This is a genomic window from Pseudomonas sp. CFBP 13711 (assembly GCF_014842265.1).
In the GTDB taxonomy this organism is placed as follows: Bacteria; Pseudomonadota; Gammaproteobacteria; order Pseudomonadales; family Pseudomonadaceae; genus Aquipseudomonas.
Window position 1 is genome coordinate 174886 of sequence record NZ_JACYVI010000010.1, and the last position, 21715, is coordinate 196600.

Consider the following 21715-nt stretch of genomic DNA (forward strand, 5'->3'; position numbering starts at 1 on the left):
AAATCACCGATACTTTAAAACACTAAAAGTCGCGTCATGTATAGCTCCCTTACCACCCAAAACTTGACCAGGCGGACCTTTTGTATCTACCTTGAAGGTTCCAGGGGTGCCTTGCGATGGTTTTATAGTACCACCACCTAAATGTTGCGTAGTGTTACTAGGGGTGGACATATTATAAACACCTGCGGCTTTCTGGTTTTTGGTAAGGCCTCCAGAGCCATGTTTTACTTCAAATACATGGTAGTTACCATGTGCGTCTTGAGCAACAATGTCGGCCCGCACCCTGCTACCATTTACCTTCATCGTCACCTCTTCCGAGACGATTTTGTATCCATTCTGCTCTAGATCATGAGTAGCTTTATTTGTACCTTTAACTCCACTTGCAGAGCTCTTACAGAGACCAGCTGGATCAATCCAGCCAGTGGTGTTGGGACCGTATTGATAAAGGTTGAATCCACCCAGTAAGCCAATTGGATCTTGCGTTAGGAACCGCCCTACCTCGGGATCGTAATACCTCAACGTGTTGTAGTGCAGGCGGGTTTCGTCGTCGAAATACTGTCCCTGGAAACGTAGGTTCTGCTCAACCTCACTCACGGGAAGCGTTTCGACCTCTCCCCACGCCTTATACGTCGCCTGCCACACGATCTGGCCGTCGACATCCGTCATCTCAAGCGGCGTGCCGATCTGGTCGGTATGGAAGTAGTAAAGCTTCTGCTCTGCCTCACATTCGTTTTGGTCAACCCGGGCTAGCGGCGCATAGCTACCCGGTTCATAAATGTAGACGCTACTCTGCCCCGGCGTTTCCTCACGCAGCATCCGCAAGCCTTGCCAGAGGAAATGTTTGTGCTCGGTCTGGCCGTCGATCTCAGACGTCTTGCCAATCCGCCGACCCAAGCTGTCATACCGATACGTGCCGACGCTGTGCACTTGGCTGTTAACCATCGTTTCGGCACGCACCAACCGGTTTTCACAGTCGTAGCTGAAGGTCTGCAGCTTGCCCAGCCCTACTCGCTTTTCAATCAGGTTGCCCCACGCGTCGTAGCTATATTCCTGGTCGCGCCATTGCTTGATCCGGTTGTCTTTCACCTGGTCGAACTGGCTGGTGTTGAAGTTCAGGCGGTTCGCCGCAGCGTCGTAGCGGAACTCTTCGCTATCAACCAAGCGGCCAGTATCACGACTGTGCAATTGGCCGTTGGCTTCATATTCGTACTTGATCTCGCCACGCAGCTTGTCGAGCGTGCGGGTCAGTTCACCTGCTGGGTCGTACTCGTAGCGCCTATGAATCGGGTTATATGCGTGATCAACCAGCAACGACGTGTTGATGCCTGGGTTCTGGATCTGCGACAGCTTTTCCGCAGGCAATGTCGACGCGAACTGCCAGCTCTTGCGGCCCATCGCGTCATAGCCAAAGCAACTGGTGAGTTTGCCTTGGGACCGATACACCTCGCGATGCAGGTCGTCGCGTTCCATGTCGCTGATCAACAATCCATCCAGGTTCAGTTGGTGCAGGTGGCCACTGCCGTAATACAGATGATTCAGGTGCTGACCCGTCGGCAAGGTCAGCGTGGTCAGGTTGCTGAGCGGATCGTATTCGTAGGCAAGCGCACCTTGCGGTGTGGTCTCTTTGATCAGGCGACCCAACAGGTCATAACTGAAGTCGAGGGTCTCTTCCTCAACACCCAGCTTCTTGCCAATGCTTGAAGGCTGGCGGTGGATGCTGAGCAACCGGTCTGCTTCGTCGTAACTGTAATCTTGACGCGCATCCTTATTCACTTTGGCCAGCAACCTGCCAATTACATCACGCTCAAACTCGGTGCTGCGCTGCGGCCGCTCTGCCCGTTCGCCGTAGCCGATTTCATCAACCCGCGTCAGATGCCCGCCCAGGTTGTAGCTGAAACGACGCGTCAGGTTGTCGATTCGTTTCTCTTCGATCATCCGATCCGAGGCATCGTAGGCAAAGCGATAAGCCGCGTTGTTTTCGTTGACGAGGGCAGTCAGGCGTATCGCCTTGTCGTACTCGTAACTGATGCGCTGGCCTTTGGCGTCCTGGCGGCTGGCAGGCAGTCCGCGCGCCGTGCGCAGCAGACGCGTAATCTGACCCTTGCCATCGGTGTGCGTGAGCACCTGACCCAATGCGTTGTAGGTAAACGATTCGGACGTTCCATCCGGGTGCTCGATACGCACCACTTCACCGTCGGGTTTGCGCTCAAGTCTTGTCGTCTGATTCAGGGCATCGGTGACGGCAACCAGATGAGACCGATCGTCGTAGGTGTAGAAGGTGTTTTTGCCCGAGCAATCCTGAAAGCGCTCGACCTGCGCCAGCTCGTTCCACCACAGGTATTTGGATTTGTGGGTGGCGTCGATGATGGTGTGCGGCAGGCCATCGTCGCTGTTGAGGTACTCGGTTTTGTGGCCGAGTGCATCGATTTCAGCGATCAGGTTACCTTTATCGTCGTATCGGGCTTTCCAGACACTACCATCGGGGAACGTGGTTTCAGTCACCAGCGTCGTACCGAGGTGGTGTTTGTAGCGGATCTTGCGGCCCAGCGGATCGGTCTCTTCGATCAGGCGGGAGAAGTCGTCGTACTTGAAGGCCAGCTTATTGCCATCGGGTAGCGTGATGCCGGTCAGGTTACTGGCTTCGTCCAGGTCCATGGCGTACCGTTCACCGCCATAATCGCGGCTGGCGATGACAAGGCGATCCTCGTTGTAATGCACTTCAAGCTCACGGCCGAGGACGTCTACCGCCCAAGAAGTTCTGTTCTTGAAGTCGTAGCGGAAATGAAAGTGCTCGCCATCGCTGGTCCAGTGCTCGACCACACGCGGCTGACCGTCGATGGTTTCCCAGCGGTAGTTGCAGCTCAAGCCCAGGGCATTGCTGTGGCTGATCATCACGCCTTCGGCATAACTGAAGCGGCGCATCGTATCGCCGTTGCGGTTGATCACTTCGCTCAACTGGCCGTCGTCGCTGTAGCGATACTGAACGAGGGTTTCGACGGCTTCATTGCCCACTACGCGCTTGACGTCAGTCAGGCGGCCCAAAGGATTGTCGTAGTGCAAATGCACCCGCACGCCGCCGGGGGCGCTGATGTCGGTAAGCGCACCGTCGGCGGTTCGGGAGAAATGCAGGTAATGCCCGAGTGCATTTTCCAGACGTTGCAAGGGTACGGAAGTGTTGTCGTCCGGCACTTCGCCGAAGTAGAAGAAGGTGTTATCGAGGGTTTGCAGGAGGTAGTGACCGCCGGGCGATCGGACCAGATAAATCTGTTCGTAGGGGTTGTAGACACTTTCGCCGGGCTCGATGTCGACAAAGGGCACGCTGCGACCTTGGTTGTCGGTGAGGTACACAAAACTGCCGCTTCTGCGCAGGCTTTGTTCCCAGGGCAGCACCCAGCCTCGGCCCAGCACGCTGTCGACGGTCAGGTCGCTCGCGTAGAAGCGGGACCACTCGATTGGCATCAGGCCCGGGAACACAAAATCGGTTTCGCCTGACTCAAACAGTAATTTTCGACCGCTGGTGAGGTCCACCGGATTGCCGGTCGCAGCACCTAGTGCGCCTCCAATCGCTGGCCCGGCGATGAAGCGACCGACCAGGTAAGTACCCGTCACCCAGCCCATAAATTTTAAAGCACAAGGGCCAGCAGCTTTCAGCCCCTTGGTCAGACCGAGGCGGAAAACATTACCCATTGCCCGCCACCCGCCCGCTGCAATGATCGCTATGTCGACACCAAAGCGCAGCTCGTCAGATATTTCCTCATCCACATCAAGATAACGCGTGGTGCCGCCGCCGATAAAGACGTTGTTTGACCCGGTTGCGATTCTCGCATCGCAGGTCACCTTATCGCCTTTACGCGAAGCCGCGACGTTATTGATGAACACGTTACTGGAACCTTCAGCGACCTTCACTGGAGGCGGATGCTTATCGCAGGTGGCCATGCTTAATATGGCATGAGCGGCATTGCGGCTATTGATATACACATCTGTAGAACAACCTGCCAACAGGATGCCCCCGGCAGGAGATGTTCGCGAAGATCCCCACGCTTCTCCGAGAGCAGGCACTACGCCGGCCCCCACCGAAAGTACGCCTATCAGGAGGATGGTGCCGAGGCCTAACGTGCAGGTCATCAACGCGCCAGCGGCAACTGCCATCGCGATCCCAATGACCGCACCCGCCAGGAAACCGCCCAAAGACCCGGTGTGTTCTATTCCGTCCCCCCAACGCGCCGCTTCGAACATGGGTTATTCCTGTTCGGTGTTGGTTGAGGCAACAATGCCCTCACGCGGCTGAAAGCTCGTAAGGAGCTTCAGCCAGTTTTCATCCTGCACAGCGCTGAAGTCGGCCTGGCTGGTCGTGGAAAAAACAAGAATGCGCCTTGGCTGAATCTCGAACGCTGCCTGCCGCTGGTACACCGGCCGACCATCGTTCATGTAATAGGCATCGACCTGAATTCCGGCAAATGTCTGGCCGGTGGATAGTTCCGCCGCCTTCTTGCCCAGTAAGGTGTAACCGCGCAACTTCGATGTGATGAGCTTGATCTGGCGGCTGATGTAAGCGTTCAGATCTTCGGCTGGAAGCATGTTGTCACGGCCGACCGTGATGTTCAGCGGAGCGGGAACGCTGTTACCGACCACGAACATATTGACAGTGCGGTCCTGAACGCCTTCCGGCAATGTGATCGATCCTTCTTGAAGCTGATAGTCCATTGAGGTGTGTCCGTAAAATTATAAAGAAGGGATTCAGAAAGCCGCGATGTTCTCGAGCATTTCGTCGAACTCGATCAGCCAGCTCGCCAGCGCGGCATGTTCTGGATTGATCACAGTCGACACGCTAAACCACTGGCGCTCTTTATCGTGGGCAGGCGCGATGATGGCGCTGGTTGCACGACCGTGGCGGCGCTCCTCCCCTGCCACGAACGCATAATCCAGCGAAACCGCCGGGCTGCCCGCCAACAGGCAGTCGCTCTGGCGCACAACGGTGACATCGCCATGATGCTTGCGCAGGTTGTCCACGTAGAGCTCGGCGGAGCGCTGCAGTGTCAGCCCCTCCGGCGCCGGGCGACGCTTCGCGCTGAACGTGACAGGTTGGCCCTCTCTGTCGAGGGTCATGTCAAGGTCGCGAAACGTCAGCGCGTGAGGCATCAGCAACGCCAAGCCGGCGATCTTCAATTCGTTGCGCGAAGGTTGCAGCGGTACCACCGCTGCGGGTTCAGGCTCTATGACGATCGCTGGAGCACTGGCCGCCTCCTCCGCCTGCTGCCGGGCCAGTGCCTCGGCGGCCAGGCGCTTTTCCGAGATGCGGTCGTACATGCTGGTTCTGGTGCTGGGAATCGACGAATTTCTCATTTGTTTATATCGACCCGTTTGCCGTGAATGAAGGTGTCATTCTTGCCAAAAATATCGACCGAATTGCTCGTGATCTCGATACGGCCATCCATGATTTTGATGCTGCTCTCACCGACCGTGAGGACGATTTCGGTGTTGGCAGTGATATGAACGAACTGTTTGTCGACCTCAATCGCCAACGAACCCTCTAGAATCTTCATCCGGGTGTCGTTCTTGATCGTTTCGGTGTGGGTGCCGCCTACGGTGATGGTCCTGTTATTCCCCACCTCGTGCTTTTCATCCACCTCAATCTCGGTGTCCAAGTTGCGTTCGGCGTGCATATGGATCTGCTCGGCGCCGGACTTGTCCTCAAAGCGGAAGAAGTTCGCCGTGGCCGCACTGCCCTTGGTCGAGCGCGTAAGAAAACCACTCTGGGTCTTGTTCGCCGGCAACGACCACGGTGGGGTGTTCTTGCTGTTGTAGACGCTGCCCATGATCAGCGGCCGGTCCGGATTACCATCCAGGAAAACCACCACGACTTCATCACCCACACGCGGAATCTGAATGCTGCCGAAACCGCCGCTGGCGCCGGATTGGGCGACGCGGACCCAGCAGGAGCTGTGATCGTTGTACTTACCGTTGCGGTCCCAGTGGAATTGGACTTTCACGCGGCCGAGTTCGTCGGTGAAGATTTCTTCGCCCGGCGGGCCGACGATGATGGCGGTCTGTGGCCCGGCGATGGTCGGGCGTGGCGTGGACAGTTGCGGGCGGAAGGGAATCTTTTTGCGCACGCAGGAGAAGGTGTTGTAGTAGCTCGCCTGGTGGCCGTTGAGGTAGTTGTTGTGGCCTTCGCTTTCAACGCCCATCAGCAGGAACTGGCGATCGTCGGCCGAGCCCTGATCGTGGTCGTAGTGCTGCACCAGCTCGAAGGTGTAACCGGGCTTCATCGCACGGCAGTTGCTCGCGCCTTCGAACTTCTTGCCGCGGATTTCCAGGGCTTCCATGCGCAGGCGCAACAGCGTTTCGCCCTCGTCGTAAGTGCCGTGGGTGTACTGGCCGGGGAAGTCGTAGATCTCGAACGTCTCTACGTCGCCCTGCTTGTTCAGGCTGTTCATCCCGACGGGCAGACGGTTGCTGGGCTGACGGTAGTCGAAGGTCTGCACGGCCATCTTCCCCGCCTGCAACTGGCGGTTGCCGCTCCACTTGGTGATGGAGTCTGCGGTCTCGGTGACGGACGCGGTGTGGAAGCGGATCTGCGGTTGTTCCGGCAACGGCTGCAGCATGCTGGAGTCGTCGCAGATGATCATGGTGTGGCCTTCGGCGGTGTGCTCGAAGTAGTAAAACATCCCTTCTTCTTCGAGCAGACGCTGGACGAAGTTGAAGTCGGTTTCACGGTACTGGGTGATGTAGGTGTAGCGCTTTTGCGGCTTGGTCAGCCGGAATTCATGTCGGGAGAATGCCGGGCACAGGGCGAACACCTGGGTCACCACTTCCTCGACGGTATTGCCCTGAAAGATCCGCGTGTCGAAGCGGTTTTTCAGCATCGAGAACCAGGGGTTGAGCGTCGCGGTGTAGCGGGCCATGCCGCCGTCGCTGCCGGTGCTGGCGAAGCGCGTGAGGTAACCGGCGATGTAGCGCGGCGTGCTGTCGGCCAGTTCGATTTCGATGGTGACCAACTGCCCCATCATCGACTTGAGCTCGACGCCGGAATCTTCGCAGATAAGCAGTAGCTCGAAGCTATACGCCTGGGACAGCGCTTCCCGACCTTTGAAGGACTCGAGCAGTAGTTGCTGTTCCGGACTGGCGAGGTTATTGAACTTGAACAGGCGCCGGTTCTGGGGCGAGAGCAACGCGGCAAGGTCCATCATCATGAAAATCTCCTGGATGGCACGGGGTAGAACGCTACCGCCATGCTCAGCAACAACAGGTTACGAGCCGACAAGGGGCCGGAGCCCTTGTTGCATCGTCGCTATCGGATGGATGACGCGCCATGGGGCGGGTTCGCCATCGGCCGTGGGGGCATTCCTACAATCACGTAGGACCCGAGCTACAGACGCTTCTTTAAAACAACAGTCTCGGAATCGACGGTCGGGTCCGCGCGCATGTGCGCAATCGGCAGCGCCGCCAGCAGGTTCCGGGTAAAAATTCAATTGCTGGACACTGCGACCGCGCAGCGATACGAAAGTGCCACCAGGCACTGTAAATCGCGAACGACATCACAGTCTCAGAATCGTTACAGATGTTTCACAGCGGCAAAGGAGACACTTATGCGCCTCCCGCTGTCAACCCGGTGAATCGATTTTGCGAAGGGTTGTGCAGGATTGTGGATCCCGTTTGAAATTTCTTATACGGCGGGCGAATATGTCGAAGTGTCCGTAATCACAGGCGCTGGCCAGGGGCTATAGACATCAGTTGGTTGAGTGAGAGTGTTCTGCCATCATTGCCGAGTGTAAAAAACCTGAGAAAAATGCGCATCGCCGGAAATTAAATCGTACGTTAGCGGTCGATAGCGGACTTAACGTCTACTGATGGCGACGTGCTAGCCATAACGATCAGCCGCAATAGACACGCTCATCGGGACGCTGTACAGCGCTTCCCCCTCAAGGACTGTGATGTGTAAATGGACCTATTAGCCAACGTGCCAAGCTGGGACGACATCGAGCGAAACCTCGACGAACAATTCAACGCCCTCAACCAAGGCGTCAGCAGCGGCTTGCAGAGCGCGAACGACGGTTGGGACGGTATGAGCCGCCGGCTCAGTAACGGCGTCAGCCAGGCTTACGGCTACATGGGCGGAGCCCGAATCGATCACGTCCGGCAGGCAATGGCCCTCTCCTACCCGATCATGCAGTCCGATCTCACCCGCAAATGGGCGTCGATCAACATCAAGGAAATTCTGCCGGTACTGATCAAGCTGGTGCAGCAAGTGGTGATGATCCTTGGGGGCAGCGTCGCAGTGGGTGGCGCTCTTGGCGGCGCTGCAGGCGCGTGGGCTTTTGGTATTGGTGCAGCACCCGGGGCCGTCGCTGGCGCGGGGATCGGCCTGCAAGTGGGCAACGTGATTCTCATGGCACTGGGTCTGTCGGCCATTGCGGAGTATTTCTACAAGGGCCTGCCTGCATGCTTGTCGACGTTGCAGGAAGGGCTCGCCACCGCATGGCACGCCGAAGATGGTTTGAAACCCGTAGGCCTCGACCCGAGTGGCGGTTCGGCTGCACAGGTCCAGGAGCGCACCGAACGCGCCGCTCGGCAGTTGGCCCGCGGGCAAGAGCAACTGGTGATGCTGCTGCTAACGGCCATCGTGACTTATCTGACACGCGGGCAGATGAAGGCCGGCGTGATGAACAGTCTGGAGAGCATCGCTACCCGCAGCGCCAAACTACAGGCCGATATTTCGAACAAGGAATTCGCGGCGTGGTTAGCGCGCAATGAGCAGAAGATTCTGGCTCAGCCGGAATTGCAGGCGAGAGATGTGACGCCATTGAAAAAGGCTGAGCCTGAACCACCGCTGCCCAACGAGAGCTCCAAATCTACCAAACCACCCAAAACACGCCCAACCTTCGAAGAAATCTATGCAAAAGCCGGTGCAGCTAAGGCCGAGATAGACGCCGTGGCTGATGAGATCGCTGCCAAGTACGGCGGCACGGTTGCAAAAGCACCGATCAAATCAAGGGCGCGAGCATTGGAAAAGATCGCCAATGACTACGGCGGTGACCCTACAAAGATCAAGGACCTGGCACGTAACACGATCATTGTGCCCGCAGACAAAATTGCGTCAGTTACTCAGGAGTTGGCGCAACGCGGTGCCAAGGTGAAAATCATCGATGGTGCTGCAGACCCACTTGGCTACAGTGGGGTCAATTCATCGTTCATGACCAAAGCCGGCATACCCGGTGAAATTCAAGTGAACTCTCCCCAAATGATTTTTGCTAAAGAGCCTGAGGCGTTGGCCAGAAACCTGTTGGGGAGCGACACCTATGACGCCGTGGCCTCCAAGGCCGGTGTGCCGGGCGGTCTTGGACATGCTTACTATGAGGATTGGCGAACAATGAGTCCAACTTCCAGCGGTGCCGAGGCTATTGCCACGAAAAGCAAGGCTTACTACGACACAGTGAGGGGATTGTAATGGGCATCAACAAGGGGGAGCGCTTTGCAAAGGAAGATGTTTACGTAGATTACCCATTCGAGGACGTCACTTACCGATGGGATCACGCTTCACAGCAGGTATTTGTGCGGTTCTATGGAGAGCAGGAAAGCCGCGAGCCCGTTCCCCACGAGAACCGTCTTTTCAATGACGCTCTTCGGTATGGTGAGGAGATGACTAAAGCTGAGTACGATCGAGGTAAGTAAGTCAACGGCACGCGGAATGGTTCACAGTAATCGCCGTTATGAGCCACGAGTCATCCTGTGCTTGATTCACAATACAGACCTCCATGCAGAAAGATTTACACCTGAATCACCAATCGTGTAAACGACAACAAGGAACGTTATTTTGAGCCGCTTAATCCGATGCTTGATTGCCTCAGCGATAGCCTTCTGCTGCATAACACCGACCTACGCTCAGGACAGTGAGCAAGCACTTGAAGCCGTGATTGCCGAGCAACAGAAACAGCTTCCCATCATGCTCGACCCTATGACCCGCATCGACAATATCAGCTATGCCGATCACACCGTGCTCTACAAGATCACGCTTTCTGTTTATGCAAATCGCCCAGGTGAACGGGTGTACTACGAGAGTTACCTGACTCAACAGATCCAGAAGGCGCTGTGCAGCCAGACTGCCTATTTGCTTATGCTAGAGCTGGGAAACAAGATCACTTACAGCTACTCCAGCAGCCAGGCCGAGCCTATTACTGAAATCACCTTCGGACCAGGGACTTGCCGGGAAACGTAGCCTGTAATCCCCGGTAGTTGAGTTGAGCTCGCGTCATCGGCTCAGGGCCTCTGGGATGACAAAGAGCATTTCGATAAGCGCGACGATGATCCGCATGTCCGCGTTACTACGCGCCGGGAATAAATACGAATGGGCTGAGCGTCTCGATCAGTATCGAGCAGATCTACCCCACGGCTACGACTTCGCCCTCTCACAGATAATCGGATTGTATGGAGGAATGGGGTCCCTGACTGACATGGTTTTGTACTATGACGACCAGCCCTTGATCGACGAGAACAATGAGTTTGCCGAATTACGCACCCGGTTATATGAGCTCTGCATGCAACACTAGCGATCCCTATACCCCATCGCTGTCGCATCCGCCGCCGAGCAGCAAGGTTGGGGGCAGCTCAAAAAAGCAGTACGGGCACAGGGAGCGTTGACAGTAATCACGCCGGGTATGCCATGAATCCAGCTACACCGCTCCACTCTCTAGAAAAAGCACCACCTACCCTGCCCCGCGCCTAAGGCCGCGCACCCATTCAAAGACAAGGACGCAAACACTCATGCAACCAAACAACCCCCACACCTCTTCCGACACCGGCGAGCTGATCGCAACGTTCCGCCAGGGCAAGGCCTTTTTGATTTTCGGCCTGATATTGGCCGTTGTATTTTTGGGCCTCGCCGCGTTCGTCTTTTATCTGAGCACGATTGTGCAGATGGGCCATAACGGCCCGGTCACGCTTCACACCTCCCGCGGGATGACCATGAATTTCGCCAGCCAGGACGTCGTATTTAGTTTCACGACCGGCTTATTGGCCCTTATCGGTCTATGCCTATTGGGTACCACCGCTTGGCACAAGAAGCTGCGCAGTACCGACTACGAAGTTTTTGAAAACGGCATCGTGCGCATTACTAAAGACCAGCGCGACTACACGGCGTTTGCCGAGATAGAGGACCTGTACCTGTTCAGCTCCGGGCAAACTGTATTGACCGGCCTGATCACAAACCTGGCCTATCGTCGTAATGCCTCAGAGCCCTTTCATCGAGTGGTTGATACATTGAAAGGCTTCCAGGCATTTCAGGAACTGGTCCGTGACTTACACGTCCGCGCACGCCTGCCGGCTGTGGCCGAAGCGCTGGAGGCGGGCCAGTCGGTCACCTTCAACTGCATCAGTTCAAAGCAAGTCTGGGGCAAGCGAGTAACCGGCAACTTCCTTAAAGTGACAACGGCGCCAATTCTTGTGAGCCGGGACTTCTTCGAGTACCAAGGCAAGAAAGTGCCGGTGTCGTCGCTGCGCACGGTAGACCTCAGCGCCTGGACCGAAAATGTAGTGATCAAGGATGAGAACGGCAAACCCGTATTGTCAACCATCGCCACCGGCATCCTGAGCCATGACCTGTTCCTCAACACGCTTGATGTCGTGTTGGCAGTTGAAGAGCAGGCACGCAAACCAGCCGCTAATGTTTTTGAGATGAACGTCCGATGATGATCTATCGGGGCGCAGGCTGGATGACGTTGTTCACACCATTAGCGATGTTGATGTTAATGATGTGGTTATGGCCGGATTCCAGCGTTAAGCCCGGAAATACATCGCTCATGCAACTCTTGATGGGCTTGGGTATTGGTTCAGCCATCAACGTTGTGCTGGGTTTTGTGTTGAATCGCGAGCTTCACCCCGATGGCGTTCGCCACCACTTCTTTTTTATACCGATGCAATGGCCGGCGCTGTTGATCATGCTGGCCTGCGCAGTGATCGCCTTGTTGAAATAAGCTCACCGACCGCTCAGCAAAGGCGGTCGGGTTTCGACCTGTTCAAGGCTTACACGGTAAGTGGTGTAAGTGTCCCCGTCTTTCAGGTAAAGGTCGCTGCTGTAATCCGAGATGGCTCCTTTCAGCTTGATATGCAGGCCGTTGGGGACACGTTGGATTTCCACGTCTTTCAAGTCGGTGTCCGAGACCAGGAAGGGCGGGGTCTTGCCCAAATACACCTTCATGGTTTCGTCAGTCGATTCACGATGATCCATGTAGAACTTTAGCCACTTGGGATCTGAAGGGTCCCTCCCCTCCTCCACGATATAAAGCCACTCCCCTGGTATGAAGTTTTGCTTCAGGACTATTTGAGGAGGAAGCTCAGGTTTGTGGATGTAGCCATAGATAAGTGCCCCTCCGAGGCAGACCAGGAAGAAAATCGCGAAGTACTTTTTAAGCCTGAGCTTGAGAGCTTGCCATTCTGTTTTATTCATAGACTTCAACATTTGGCGTCAATGGTTGTCTTGATAAGCGCCCAGCGTGGCGCAGTGACGACATTTGAACAGGTAGGCGGTAGGGCCATGATCCTTATCCAGAGCATTTAAAAACGCTTGCCACTGCGGCCCCTCCTCCAATCCCGTTGAGTCCTGAACGGCGGCGATGGCTGCCGGGCCCATTTCAATCAACTCTTTGTGGCCGGCCTTACCGATGAATTCGGCCGCGTCGTCGCAGTGAGTGAACCAGCATTCTTGCTGCCACCCGCTGAAACCAGGCGTGCGCTGACAGACTTCGGCGATCTGCGCCTCGCTCAGCGTGTCATCGCCATCCAGGCCAACGCTCTCGTCATCGACAAACGTCGCGCCCAGGCGCTGGTGCGCACTCCCGTCGGCAATGCACCAAGGGCAGATGCAGTTTTCGTATTCCTCAATGGCGTATACCGGCCCTGCGTATATGTAGCCGCGGGCCTGATTGCAACTCACGCACGTGACGGAAGAAGGTTGCACCGAACCGGTACCGACGGGATCGGGATGGTAGGTAAAGTGGGGCAGAGTCATAAACGCATCCTTGGTGATTGCTTAATCGCATTCTTGCACGCTACTTGAATCGAGTAAAAAAATGGCGGATTGCTCATCCAGGTGAACATAAATCGGCACATCTCCATGGCGATCAGCGAACACGCGCTTGGCTTGGAAACACAGCTGCGTGCGGAGCAAATTCACCATAGCTAATATCTAGCTTCAAGCTGAGGAGCTCATCCTACCCGGCCGGCGCGCATCACCGGTATGCTAGCGGGAGTGTGGTCACGTGCCCCGGGTAGGCCTTGGGCCCTGGAAACGAAAGGATTAATCATGCCGGATGCCACCCCCACTATGAACCGCAGGGAAACCGCCAAAAAAAACAGGTGGCCATCCGTGCAATTGACTGCGCAAGGACGTGAACCCAATGACAGATAACCTGGACAATGTGTTGCTGATCGCGCTAGCGGACGGCGCACTCGACAAATTTATCGTCGGCGAGCCTTTCTATTTTCAAGAAGCTAAGAGAGACACAGACGAACCGCAAAACGTGAGAGCGGCCTTCAACTTGCTGGTGCTCGACTATTGGACAAAGACTAAAGATAAAACGTTTCCGGGCGAATTAGTAACAGCAATGTTGATAGTTCTGAAAACCTATCCAGACAAAAATCGAGCGATCTATGCTGTATCTGACTGGATCTGTTTTTACCACGATTGTTTGGCCCAAAAGAGGCTAAATCCAAATGGCAAGTATCGTGAGCTTTTTGAAATGGACACAGACGTCGTCGCAGGTATGCTTAAGCAGGAGTTGGAGGTTAACAAAGCTGAATTGATTACCGATACTCGGTGGGGAGGCGCGTCGTGGAATAGTAAGCAAGGGCTCTGGGAGCCATTGATGCGCTTGGCATCATGGGTCCGAGATAAGCTTGAAGGTCCGAATTTCGTGCCTAACAATCTTTAGCGATGCCTTCGCCACATGGCACTTTCGCTTGAAGCTTTGACAGAGGCATGCCGGGCCCGTGAAAGCTGATTGTAATTTCAGGACCTGTGACCTTAGTTGAAAACTTTCACTCCATTATTGATCCCGGCAAATTATCCGCGGATCGATTTATGACCACTCTACTACCGAAAAGAACCTTATGAAATTTACAGACATTTACTTTAATCGCGAGGAGCGCTTTTCCCTAGGTATTGAGGAGTCCTCTGGGAAAATTTATGCTTCAATTCCGGTGACTAACGGTATGACTGACTATGAAGAGTATTACGAGATTAGTCATGCACAGCTCGAACTATTTAAAAAGGACCTTAACGCTGCATTAGCGTTTGTCACGAAATGTCGAAACAGACAACTGGACGAGTTGCTTATCCAAAAGCCTGGAGATGTGAGAGGTTCGCCTGACTGACACTCTCAAGCCAAACATAGTGATGGCAGCAGCTGCTGGAAATGGATAACCTCCGGTACCCAGCAGCACGGCGTTCTACTTTATTCCAAATCGCGGAGATTGGTCATCCGTCAAACCTATAGGTCCAATCAGGAATTAACCATGAACATCCCAAGACTCAAAGAACTAGCCATTGCACTTGAATACCAGCTGTTGATACATTCCAAGATAGATCCAGAAGCCGCGGCTCTTCATGCTGACTTGAAGCCATTATTGATACAAGCAAAAGCTGGCACTCTCACGACCCCGCTAGAAGTGCGAGACGTGCCGGGGCGTTATCGCTTTACAGAGAGAAACCTCCAGCAATATCGCGACCTGGAAAATGCATTCGCGGACTTTTCGATTGAGGCAAGAGGGGGAGAGACGCCAGCTTTGAAGTGGCTTCGAGAACAGATGAAGTGACAACCCACCTTCCCCAGACCACTGTCATTAGCTTCACCCCGGCGCCTGGGTCATTTGGTTATTCACGTTTTGTGCTAGCCTGACGTCGCGATATGACACCCTTCTGGATCAAAGACGCGAGACTGGATCGACATCTGCTAATGAGGAAACAGGGGCCGACAATTCGCACCCTGTTGCCTGAACCAATGCGTGCTAGCCTCAGCGGCAACGCTCATCTGTCTCCGCTCCAACCTGCGGGCATGAAAGTGAACGGGCTTGGCGCACAGCCGGACAACCCGGATGGTAGGGAATTAGCGATGAATATCACCAGACTAAGACGCACTGCCTTGGTTCTCCAGCATAAGCTCGATCAATACTCAAAAATAGATCCCGAAGCCGCTGCCCTCAATTCCGATTTAAAGCCGTTATTGGAGCTGGCGAAAGCAGGCAACCTATCCGAACCCATTCAGGTAGGAGCAGTACCTGGCCACTATCGCTTTACCGAGAAAAACCTTCAACAGTACGGCGAGCTTGAAGACGCGTACGCTGATTTTTCGATGGAAGTGACCGGCGGCGAACCAACGTCGCTAAAACTATGGATCGAATCCAGGAATAAAACCCAGAATTCTGAGTAAAGGCAATCCCGACTGCTCTCTCCACTATGCGAGGGTGCGTAGTAGACATCTCGATCGGCCCCACTAGGGTTGCTTCAGCGGCCCCCCTTTTCTGCGTCCACGTTGCGCTGGCTTCGCATTGAATAGCGCCCAGCTGCATGCGAAGGAATTCACCATGAGCAATATCCAGCTTAAAGCTGCAGCACTCAACCTGGAAACCGAGCTCAAGGCCTATGCCGATCTCGATGCTGAGGCAGCGGAGCTATACGCTGAACTGAAGCCTCTGCTAAAGCTCGTCATGGAAGGGGCGATTACGACGCCTTGGGAGTGGGGCCAGATTCCAGGGCGATACCGCTTTAGTGAGCGAGGCCTCCAGGCGTACGAAGCGCTTGAGCTGGCGTTTGCTACTTTTTGCATTGAGCTCACGGGAGGAAAAACGCCGGCCCTGAAATGGATGCGTGAATTCATGTCTCAAAACGACTAGGCGCTGATGGCGTTTGGTTGGCTTGAGCAACGCCCGCCCTCCCCAACCGGCGCACATCACCGGTATGCTGCCGACAGTCTTGGTCACGTGCGCGGGGATGTTTTGAATCCTGGAAACGGAAGAAAAGTCATGCAGGACGCCACCACCATGAACCGCAGCGAAACCGCCAAACAAAAAATAGAAGCGGCCATTCGTGCCATTGATTGCGCACTGACCGAGCGGACGCAGGCGATTGTTGAGATCACCACCGTAGATCAGCTCAATCGTTTCAAAGCAGAATTACTGAAGGCTTTGCACCTGATTTTGCGAGACGAGATCCCGGAACTGATCAGCCACCGTAAACTCGGAATGGGTAGAGTCATTACCGATCAGTGGCCTTACAACTTGAGACTGGGTTCGATCATTATCGAGGCTGAGCAAGCCTTCGAAGCGATCTAACTGTGGCCTGCAAATGCCTTCCGGCTCCATCCCGCCGGGCTATCGGATGAGGTCAACCCACACCGCGCCGTTTCCGTCGCTATAACCGTTCACAAATCAGCGATGCGAAATACCCACCAAACCAAGTCGAGACGAATCATCGAGCAATCAGTCATCCTGCGACACCCTCAAGACGCGATCGACGTGAACCATCTGCTCAAATACCAACGACTCCGCGCTTCACGGATTTGGTCAATTTGCATGAACGTGTAGGGCGTAGGCATTGATTGTTCTTGAAGGCGGAGCGCGCGTAGCCCCCTGATGATGTGCCGAGCGTGAAACAACGCGGCGATGCAAAACGCCTGCAGTCCAACCATAGCGACCATTGCAGCAGTTAAATGGCCGAGTGAATTTATAGTAATACTTGCCGCCAAGGTTGTAGCCCCGGCAACTAACACGGGATTATACGAGGCAACTGATCGCTGTCTATTCTCATACCTCGGCTGAACTTTTAGCCCGTCATATTCGAACGGATGAAAGGATGATCTACCTCTGGCCAGTGCATAGTAGGTCAGCAGCGTGATACCAACCGGCGCGCACCCTAGCAATAAGGGCAAAAGACCCTCTTTGCCCCAGATGCTTCCTGCAGCGAGATACGCGACCGAGCAGACTGGTAAACAAAACGCGCCTAAAAACGCCACGACCAGCGAAATCATATAAACGGTAAATCTCTCACAAAAATAAACCAGGTAGAGGGTCCACAGAATCGCTAGTAGGGCCACCACGAGGTACAGACGCCAGAAATATTCAAGATTTGATGGACCTAGGGCCATCATGGATAAAAGGAATGTTAGCAATGTCCAACTGACCTTCTTGAGATTATGCGCATCAATCATTACCGTTCCCTAGCCCATAAGCACATACATTCATCGTCGATCACTGACGGTTGACCAGACAAAAACTCGACCTCATTCGCACCGCCTTGCTCAACGACAACCAACCTGTGTAAAGCTTTGCGCAGCGAGCTTTATCAGATATTGCATAATGAGGCAGCGCTAAAGCTGCTTTAGCAAGCAAACTGGAGCCCTACGAACGATGACATTCAGCGACACTTACGTAAACCGAGAAGAAAGGTTCTGTCTTGGCATCGAAGAAACCTCAGGCCAGTTCTTTGTGGCTTTCCCTGTTTTCAACGGCTTGATCGAGTACGAAGAATATTACGCAATAGACCAACAGATGTCCGAACGCTTCCACCACGATCTCGCCTCAGCGCTTGAATTCGTCAACCGTTGCCGTCGGCGAGAGATGGACGAGTTGCTGATGCAAAAGCCAGGCTCGAAACGAGGCTTCGCTTGCTAGCATTGCGGCGAATCCAAAGACCATCGTTAGGTACCTCAGCATGAAATTCACCCGGATCCACGTAAACCGAGAAGAAATGTTCTCCCTGGGAGTCGAAGAAACCTCAGGCCAGTTCTACGTATCATTTCCGGTAAGCAGCGGCTTTGTGGACTACGAAGAATATTACGCAATAGACCAACAAATGTTCGAACGCTTCCACCACGATCTCGCCTCAGCGCTTGAATTCGTCAACCGTTGCCGCCGGAGGGAGCTGGACGAATTGCTGATGCAAAAGCCAGGTTGGAACAGAGGCACCGCGATCTAGCAAACGCCTCCGTACGACAGGGAAACGACCCGTTGAAAAAAGCCATCGACTACATCGACGAAGCCATAGCGATCACGCGCCAGAGGGAGGCATCGTGTCCAGCGTTCCCCCTTTACGCAAGCGCGCTGATCCAGCTCGACTTCATCAGAAACGTCTTGCTGGGCACCGAAAGAGACAAGAGCCGCCTGCACAGACTGACCATTGGCGCGTTGGCCGGGAAGGAGTTCGAGGAGACGGATCCGGAGCTTGCCCATGCACTCGGCATCGCTTACTACATCGGCATCCAGATCGGTCGCGGTTTAAAAATCAAGCTCCCCGACGGCCAGCCCCTGGAAAGCCTTCACCGCCCATCTCCCCGATCTCAGGAGTGAATTGATTGACGTCCACCGATCTGCAGCATCTCTACAACAAAGCCTGGCTGTTCGCTTCTCACGCCCACGTCGGGCAGATGATGAAGGGATCGAATCTGCCGTACACCACCCATGTTGCGATGGTCGCCAACGAGCTGATTTTCGCGGACCGGGAAAGTGACATCGGTGATCTGGCAATCGCCATGCCTGCCGCGCTGCTGCACGACGTGATCGAGGACACCGCGATCTCGGAGGAGGCATTGGCTGAAGTGTTCGGCGCCGTTGTCGCATCGACTGTCGCCTGCCTGAGCAAGAACCTGATCGTGCCGTTCTCGGACGAGCGCTATTTCCAGGCGATCGCCGCGCATTCCCGGGAAGCGGCAGCGATCAAACTGTGCGACCGGATCACCAATCTCCAATCCGCGCCATCGACGTGGTCGTTGGAAAAGCGCGCGTCTTATCACGAGGAATCTGCGCAGATCCTGGCGGCGCTTGGGCACACCAATGATTACCTGAAGCGCCGACTCAACGATGCCATGGCGCGCTACAAATCCTTGTACGTCGATGAGCAGCGGGACATCTGAAGACCTCTTCGTGAGCACGGTGAAGCGCCACTCCGGTCACTCCCACAAGTTTTCCGAAACTGGCCAACATATCGGCTCACCCCACCATCCCGTGGGAGCAAGCTTGCTCGCGAATGGTATTCCAGCCGACGGATATCTGCTGAGTGCACTGGCCTCTTCGTGAGCAAGCTCACTCCCACAGAATCTGCAGTGTGTCCCGGATCCGTGGCCCACATGAGACCAGTCGGGCCTTGCTCGCGAAGCGGTCTAGCCCAAAGGGTCCAGTCAGCCCTTCACTCAGCGCCCGGCTTGAGCTATGGGCCAGACGCAATCACGCTCACATACTCATCAAACAACCGCACCTGACCGCTCACCCTGCGCCATCCCCGATACGATTCCGCATCTCTCCTGTAGCGGGCAAAGGCTTCCGATTCCGGTCCGTCCGCGAACAGTGAAGCGATGGCTGCGCTTTGGAAGTACCAGTAAATTCCGTCACATTGCTCGGTGGCTTTGGCGTTGGAAAGGTCGATCGCCCTGGACCGCCATTGCGCTGCAAGCGCACGTCCCTCTTCCTGAGTAGGGTCCGGCAGCGCTCGCCAGCCAATCTTCTCGGCGTCGTCCACATAGGCGTGATACCTGGCGAGTAATGCCTTGTCTCTTTCCCAGACCGAAGGACAAACGGGCGGCGGCGTCGCGAACGCACCAGGCGCCTGACAAACCGGCAACCCGCTGAGAAGTTGCTGCACCCGCGATAACGGCTCCTCCTGCCCCTGCTCCTTGCCGTCGGCAGAAGCTGACTCTGACTTCGGCCCTGGCACAACCTCCTCCACCCGCCCCTCGCGACCCAGAATCGCCCTCAACCAACCTCGCATTTCCATAGCCCCGCTCCTTGATAAATAACGTCCACAAAAACACGTTCGACCCAAGCCAAAGACTCAAGCCGAACCTGCGCAAACTACATCACCCCTCCCCCGAAAAAATCCAATTTCCGCAAAAAAATCCCGAGACTTGCCACCCCCTCCGCCCCACTCGTTTCCACTCATTTTCCTTAGTTGCCCGCTTAGTTCAGATCAGTAGGTGAACCGGTTCACCTTTCCGCGCTTTTCTTTACACCTGCCGAAGGGATCCAATAAAACCCTGCAGCCCTTGATCCACAAGGGCTAGAGCCATTCCGACCACCCCATAAAGTCCCCTAGTAGCCTTGAGACATCATTGCGAGCTGTATCAAATGTGAGAAAAACTTCGCGTCTGTAGGAACTTTCCCACACAATTAACTGCCTGAGCTGACACTGCTGGCTACTAGCTATCGGTGTTCGGCCACGTTTCATGTGCCTAACCTTCGCATTGAGTTTTCGGGATGACTTTCATCCGAATCAGCTTTTCGAGAAGGTGTGCCAGCCGGGCGACGCGATCTCTTCACTATGTTTCGCCGCATTCGCCGCATTGTTGAGAAGGGTTCAGGGACGATGTACCAATGACTCAAACGTTTGACGTAGAAGCACTCATAAAGCTGCGCAGCCAGACCCGGGCTATTTCCGACGTGCTTAAAGCACAGGCGTCCGATTACCTGGCCACGCTGGCGCTGCTGATTCGTCCGCAGAATCTGTTTGGTGAGTACCTCCAGGGTGCCCAGCGCAGCAGTGGTCGGGAGACCCAGCATCACTTCAAGGAACTCAAAGAGCTGTACGACAGGATTGGTTCGGCGTCTCCGTTCCAGTTGGTCAATGAGATGGAAGTGCCGCTGAACCTGATCAGCACCACACCCGAGCTGTTTCCGCTGGAATACGACAAGGTCCTGGCCGACAGCGGTCAGACCATCCGCATCACCAGCCCGACGCGCTGGGTGATCGGGTTCAACTCCTTTGACTTGGCGCGCTTTCGCAGCGTCATCAAAGACCCCAACCGCAGCAGCGCCGAGTTGTACCGTTTCGTCGTGCACTACCTGGTGCTGTTTTACTGCGTCAGCAAATCACCGGGCCTTGGGCGTTTGTTTGACGGCCTGCGGTTTCCGGTGAGTTTTGAGCGACTGAAGGATTTTGGCGACCTGCCGTTCTGCGTGATCAGCTCCCCGGTGCGCTCGACGCTGCCGGACGACTCGGTCATTCGCAGCAGCACGCAGATTGCCGGGAACGCCAGTTTTGAAGAACTGGTGGGCCAGGACAGCATCATGGACATGAAAGATGAGATTCGTCAGCGCCTGCTGATGACGATCGAAGGACTGTAAAGCACTCGGCTCAACGTCGAGCCGACACGCAAAATGACTTGCAGCGAGTTGCTCGCACAGGAGAACACGATGGCGAAGAAGGAAAGTACCCAGCACAAACTCGACCGCGTTCGCGCCCCTCGGGTCCACATCACCTACGACGTCGACATCGGCGATGCTCAGGAAAAGAAAGAGCTGCCCTTTGTCGTCGGCGTGCTGGGCGATTTTTCCGGCAACCCCCTTGAGCCACTGCCCAAGCTCAAGGATCGCAAATTCATCTTCATCGACCGCGACAACTTCAATGGCGTGCTCAAAGGCATCAAGCCGCGCCTGGCCTATCGCGTCGACAACACGCTGGCCAAGAACGGCACGCAGCTGGGCGTCGAGCTCAACTTCAACGCCCTCGAAGACTTCGAACCGCAGAACGTGGTCAAGCAAGTCGAGCCGCTGCGCAAGCTGCTGGAAGTGCGCAACAAGCTTGCCGATCTGCGCAACAAGATGGGCGGCAACGACAAGCTTGAAGAGCTGTTGATGGACGTGTTGCAGAACACCGAGAAGCTGAAAACGCTGGGCAAGGAATTCGGTCGTGAAGCCGCCGTTCCCGCCACCGACGCCAAAGAGTAAGCAGGAGCAC

The 21715-nt window shown here is 55.2% G+C and carries 26 protein-coding genes; 18 read left to right on the forward strand and 8 right to left on the reverse strand.

From position 1 onward, the window contains the following. Positions 1–3: 3 nt before the first annotated feature. The 4 genes from IFT47_RS19180 to IFT47_RS19195 are packed head-to-tail and all read right to left on the reverse strand — an operon-like array spanning position 4 to position 7193. A complete protein-coding gene (locus IFT47_RS19180) occupies positions 4–4236 on the reverse strand; it encodes an RHS repeat-associated core domain-containing protein (RefSeq protein WP_192173551.1) in 4233 nt (1410 codons plus the stop codon). Positions 4237–4239: 3 nt separating this feature from the next. Then, the gene (locus IFT47_RS19185) at positions 4240–4704 is read right to left on the reverse strand and encodes a DcrB-related protein (RefSeq protein WP_192173550.1); all 465 of its coding nucleotides are present in this window, start codon (positions 4702–4704) and stop codon (positions 4240–4242) included. A 33-nt stretch (positions 4705–4737) separates the two neighbouring features. Beyond that, positions 4738–5307 carry a hypothetical protein gene (locus IFT47_RS19190; RefSeq protein WP_244655977.1) on the reverse strand — a complete coding sequence of 190 codons (570 nt, stop codon included), beginning with the start codon at positions 5305–5307 and terminating at the stop codon, positions 4738–4740. A 32-nt stretch (positions 5308–5339) separates the two neighbouring features. Beyond that, a complete protein-coding gene (locus tag IFT47_RS19195; protein WP_192173548.1) occupies positions 5340–7193 on the reverse strand; it encodes a type VI secretion system Vgr family protein in 1854 nt (617 codons plus the stop codon). A gap of 749 nt (positions 7194–7942) precedes the next feature. Here IFT47_RS19195 and IFT47_RS19200 point away from each other — a divergent pair. The 6 genes from IFT47_RS19200 to IFT47_RS19220 all read left to right on the forward strand — a co-directional run bounded on the left by IFT47_RS19200 (position 7943) and on the right by IFT47_RS19220 (position 11969). Further along, positions 7943–9448 (forward strand): DUF6861 domain-containing protein, encoded by a 1506-nt coding sequence (locus IFT47_RS19200; protein ID WP_192173547.1) that lies wholly within the window; start codon positions 7943–7945, stop codon positions 9446–9448. After that, on the forward strand, positions 9448–9672 hold the full coding sequence (locus tag IFT47_RS19205) for a hypothetical protein (protein WP_192173546.1): 225 nt from the start codon (positions 9448–9450) through the stop codon (positions 9670–9672). The genes IFT47_RS19200 and IFT47_RS19205 overlap by 1 nt, the downstream gene beginning before the upstream one ends. A 142-nt stretch (positions 9673–9814) precedes the next feature. Then, positions 9815–10216, forward strand: coding sequence for a hypothetical protein (locus IFT47_RS19210; RefSeq protein ID WP_197983970.1), 402 nt, complete (start codon positions 9815–9817; stop codon positions 10214–10216). A gap of 94 nt (positions 10217–10310) precedes the next feature. Further along, complete coding sequence (locus tag IFT47_RS28215) at positions 10311–10547, forward strand: DUF6966 domain-containing protein (protein WP_446731165.1); 237 nt, start codon at positions 10311–10313, stop codon at positions 10545–10547. Between the two features lie 214 nt (positions 10548–10761). Beyond that, a complete protein-coding gene (locus tag IFT47_RS19215) occupies positions 10762–11685 on the forward strand; it encodes a hypothetical protein (RefSeq protein WP_192173545.1) in 924 nt (307 codons plus the stop codon). After that, on the forward strand, positions 11682–11969 hold the full coding sequence (locus tag IFT47_RS19220; RefSeq protein ID WP_074887899.1) for a hypothetical protein: 288 nt from the start codon (positions 11682–11684) through the stop codon (positions 11967–11969). The genes IFT47_RS19215 and IFT47_RS19220 overlap by 4 nt, the downstream gene beginning before the upstream one ends. 2 nt (positions 11970–11971) lie before the next feature. Here the strand turns inward: IFT47_RS19220 and IFT47_RS19225 are convergent, their stop codons facing one another. Further along, on the reverse strand, positions 11972–12442 hold the full coding sequence (locus IFT47_RS19225) for a hypothetical protein (RefSeq protein ID WP_192173544.1): 471 nt from the start codon (positions 12440–12442) through the stop codon (positions 11972–11974). A gap of 18 nt (positions 12443–12460) precedes the next feature. After that, positions 12461–13003: a CbrC family protein gene (locus IFT47_RS19230; protein WP_192173543.1), complete on the reverse strand. Its 543-nt coding sequence runs from the start codon at positions 13001–13003 to the stop codon at positions 12461–12463. 388 nt (positions 13004–13391) lie between these two features. Here IFT47_RS19230 and IFT47_RS19235 point away from each other — a divergent pair, with 388 nt between their 5' ends. The 6 genes from IFT47_RS19235 to IFT47_RS19260 all read left to right on the forward strand — a co-directional run bounded on the left by IFT47_RS19235 (position 13392) and on the right by IFT47_RS19260 (position 16323). Beyond that, positions 13392–13925 carry a hypothetical protein gene (locus IFT47_RS19235; RefSeq protein ID WP_192173542.1) on the forward strand — a complete coding sequence of 178 codons (534 nt, stop codon included), beginning with the start codon at positions 13392–13394 and terminating at the stop codon, positions 13923–13925. 178 nt (positions 13926–14103) lie between these two features. Next, positions 14104–14367: a hypothetical protein gene (locus IFT47_RS19240; protein WP_192173541.1), complete on the forward strand. Its 264-nt coding sequence runs from the start codon at positions 14104–14106 to the stop codon at positions 14365–14367. Positions 14368–14508: 141 nt separating this feature from the next. After that, the gene (locus IFT47_RS19245; RefSeq protein ID WP_192173540.1) at positions 14509–14808 is read left to right on the forward strand and encodes a hypothetical protein; all 300 of its coding nucleotides are present in this window, start codon (positions 14509–14511) and stop codon (positions 14806–14808) included. Positions 14809–14900: 92 nt separating this feature from the next. Beyond that, complete coding sequence (locus IFT47_RS27695; RefSeq protein WP_244655976.1) at positions 14901–15422, forward strand: hypothetical protein; 522 nt, start codon at positions 14901–14903, stop codon at positions 15420–15422. A 154-nt stretch (positions 15423–15576) separates the two neighbouring features. Next, complete coding sequence (locus tag IFT47_RS19255) at positions 15577–15885, forward strand: hypothetical protein (protein ID WP_192173539.1); 309 nt, start codon at positions 15577–15579, stop codon at positions 15883–15885. Positions 15886–15891: 6 nt separating this feature from the next. Beyond that, on the forward strand, positions 15892–16323 hold the full coding sequence (locus tag IFT47_RS19260) for a hypothetical protein (RefSeq protein WP_192173538.1): 432 nt from the start codon (positions 15892–15894) through the stop codon (positions 16321–16323). A gap of 167 nt (positions 16324–16490) precedes the next feature. On the opposite strand, the gene IFT47_RS19265 is transcribed toward IFT47_RS19260, so the two are convergent. Further along, positions 16491–17198, reverse strand: a complete 708-nt coding sequence (locus IFT47_RS19265) for a hypothetical protein (protein WP_192173537.1) — start codon at positions 17196–17198, stop codon at positions 16491–16493. A 199-nt stretch (positions 17199–17397) separates the two neighbouring features. Here IFT47_RS19265 and IFT47_RS19270 point away from each other — a divergent pair, with 199 nt between their 5' ends. The 4 genes from IFT47_RS19270 to IFT47_RS19285 are packed head-to-tail and all read left to right on the forward strand — an operon-like array spanning position 17398 to position 18899. Further along, a complete protein-coding gene (locus tag IFT47_RS19270) occupies positions 17398–17661 on the forward strand; it encodes a hypothetical protein (protein ID WP_192173536.1) in 264 nt (87 codons plus the stop codon). Between the two features lie 40 nt (positions 17662–17701). Further along, positions 17702–17965 (forward strand): hypothetical protein, encoded by a 264-nt coding sequence (locus IFT47_RS19275; protein ID WP_192173535.1) that lies wholly within the window; start codon positions 17702–17704, stop codon positions 17963–17965. Positions 17966–17997: 32 nt separating this feature from the next. Then, positions 17998–18336, forward strand: coding sequence for an immunity protein Tsi6 family protein (locus tag IFT47_RS19280; protein WP_192173534.1), 339 nt, complete (start codon positions 17998–18000; stop codon positions 18334–18336). 5 nt (positions 18337–18341) lie between these two features. After that, positions 18342–18899: an HD domain-containing protein gene (locus tag IFT47_RS19285; RefSeq protein ID WP_192173533.1), complete on the forward strand. Its 558-nt coding sequence runs from the start codon at positions 18342–18344 to the stop codon at positions 18897–18899. Positions 18900–19192: 293 nt separating this feature from the next. On the opposite strand, the gene IFT47_RS19290 is transcribed toward IFT47_RS19285, so the two are convergent. After that, on the reverse strand, positions 19193–19756 hold the full coding sequence (locus IFT47_RS19290) for a hypothetical protein (RefSeq protein WP_192173532.1): 564 nt from the start codon (positions 19754–19756) through the stop codon (positions 19193–19195). A gap of 596 nt (positions 19757–20352) precedes the next feature. Here IFT47_RS19290 and IFT47_RS19295 point away from each other — a divergent pair. Both IFT47_RS19295 and tssB read left to right on the forward strand, forming a co-directional pair. Beyond that, on the forward strand, positions 20353–21102 hold the full coding sequence (locus tag IFT47_RS19295) for a hypothetical protein (RefSeq protein ID WP_065988947.1): 750 nt from the start codon (positions 20353–20355) through the stop codon (positions 21100–21102). 69 nt (positions 21103–21171) lie between these two features. Further along, on the forward strand, positions 21172–21705 hold the full coding sequence (tssB, locus tag IFT47_RS19300; RefSeq protein WP_062387737.1) for a type VI secretion system contractile sheath small subunit: 534 nt from the start codon (positions 21172–21174) through the stop codon (positions 21703–21705). Positions 21706–21715: the final 10 nt, after the last annotated feature.

What these genes read in the sequence shown, in the direction of transcription:
- IFT47_RS19200 (WP_192173547.1), top strand. Translation starts at nt 7,943, where the DNA reads ATGGACCTATTAGCCAACGTGCCAAGCTGGGACGACATCGAGCGAAAC.
- IFT47_RS19290 (WP_192173532.1), bottom strand. Translation starts at nt 19,756, where the DNA reads ATGGAAATGCGAGGTTGGTTGAGGGCGATTCTGGGTCGCGAGGGGCGG.
- IFT47_RS19235 (WP_192173542.1), top strand. Translation starts at nt 13,392, where the DNA reads ATGACAGATAACCTGGACAATGTGTTGCTGATCGCGCTAGCGGACGGC.
- IFT47_RS19180 (WP_192173551.1), bottom strand. Translation starts at nt 4,236, where the DNA reads ATGTTCGAAGCGGCGCGTTGGGGGGACGGAATAGAACACACCGGGTCT.
- IFT47_RS19255 (WP_192173539.1), top strand. Translation starts at nt 15,577, where the DNA reads ATGAGCAATATCCAGCTTAAAGCTGCAGCACTCAACCTGGAAACCGAG.
- IFT47_RS19240 (WP_192173541.1), top strand. Translation starts at nt 14,104, where the DNA reads ATGAAATTTACAGACATTTACTTTAATCGCGAGGAGCGCTTTTCCCTA.
- IFT47_RS19265 (WP_192173537.1), bottom strand. Translation starts at nt 17,198, where the DNA reads ATGATTGATGCGCATAATCTCAAGAAGGTCAGTTGGACATTGCTAACA.
- IFT47_RS19205 (WP_192173546.1), top strand. Translation starts at nt 9,448, where the DNA reads ATGGGCATCAACAAGGGGGAGCGCTTTGCAAAGGAAGATGTTTACGTA.
- IFT47_RS19225 (WP_192173544.1), bottom strand. Translation starts at nt 12,442, where the DNA reads ATGAATAAAACAGAATGGCAAGCTCTCAAGCTCAGGCTTAAAAAGTAC.
- IFT47_RS19190 (WP_244655977.1), bottom strand. Translation starts at nt 5,307, where the DNA reads ATGTACGACCGCATCTCGGAAAAGCGCCTGGCCGCCGAGGCACTGGCC.
- IFT47_RS19185 (WP_192173550.1), bottom strand. Translation starts at nt 4,704, where the DNA reads ATGGACTATCAGCTTCAAGAAGGATCGATCACATTGCCGGAAGGCGTT.
- IFT47_RS19275 (WP_192173535.1), top strand. Translation starts at nt 17,702, where the DNA reads ATGAAATTCACCCGGATCCACGTAAACCGAGAAGAAATGTTCTCCCTG.
- IFT47_RS19215 (WP_192173545.1), top strand. Translation starts at nt 10,762, where the DNA reads ATGCAACCAAACAACCCCCACACCTCTTCCGACACCGGCGAGCTGATC.
- IFT47_RS19245 (WP_192173540.1), top strand. Translation starts at nt 14,509, where the DNA reads ATGAACATCCCAAGACTCAAAGAACTAGCCATTGCACTTGAATACCAG.
- tssB (WP_062387737.1), top strand. Translation starts at nt 21,172, where the DNA reads ATGGCGAAGAAGGAAAGTACCCAGCACAAACTCGACCGCGTTCGCGCC.
- IFT47_RS19270 (WP_192173536.1), top strand. Translation starts at nt 17,398, where the DNA reads ATGACATTCAGCGACACTTACGTAAACCGAGAAGAAAGGTTCTGTCTT.
- IFT47_RS19295 (WP_065988947.1), top strand. Translation starts at nt 20,353, where the DNA reads ATGACTCAAACGTTTGACGTAGAAGCACTCATAAAGCTGCGCAGCCAG.
- IFT47_RS27695 (WP_244655976.1), top strand. Translation starts at nt 14,901, where the DNA reads ATGACACCCTTCTGGATCAAAGACGCGAGACTGGATCGACATCTGCTA.
- IFT47_RS19230 (WP_192173543.1), bottom strand. Translation starts at nt 13,003, where the DNA reads ATGACTCTGCCCCACTTTACCTACCATCCCGATCCCGTCGGTACCGGT.
- IFT47_RS19220 (WP_074887899.1), top strand. Translation starts at nt 11,682, where the DNA reads ATGATGATCTATCGGGGCGCAGGCTGGATGACGTTGTTCACACCATTA.
- IFT47_RS19260 (WP_192173538.1), top strand. Translation starts at nt 15,892, where the DNA reads ATGGCGTTTGGTTGGCTTGAGCAACGCCCGCCCTCCCCAACCGGCGCA.
- IFT47_RS19195 (WP_192173548.1), bottom strand. Translation starts at nt 7,193, where the DNA reads ATGATGATGGACCTTGCCGCGTTGCTCTCGCCCCAGAACCGGCGCCTG.
- IFT47_RS28215 (WP_446731165.1), top strand. Translation starts at nt 10,311, where the DNA reads ATGTCCGCGTTACTACGCGCCGGGAATAAATACGAATGGGCTGAGCGT.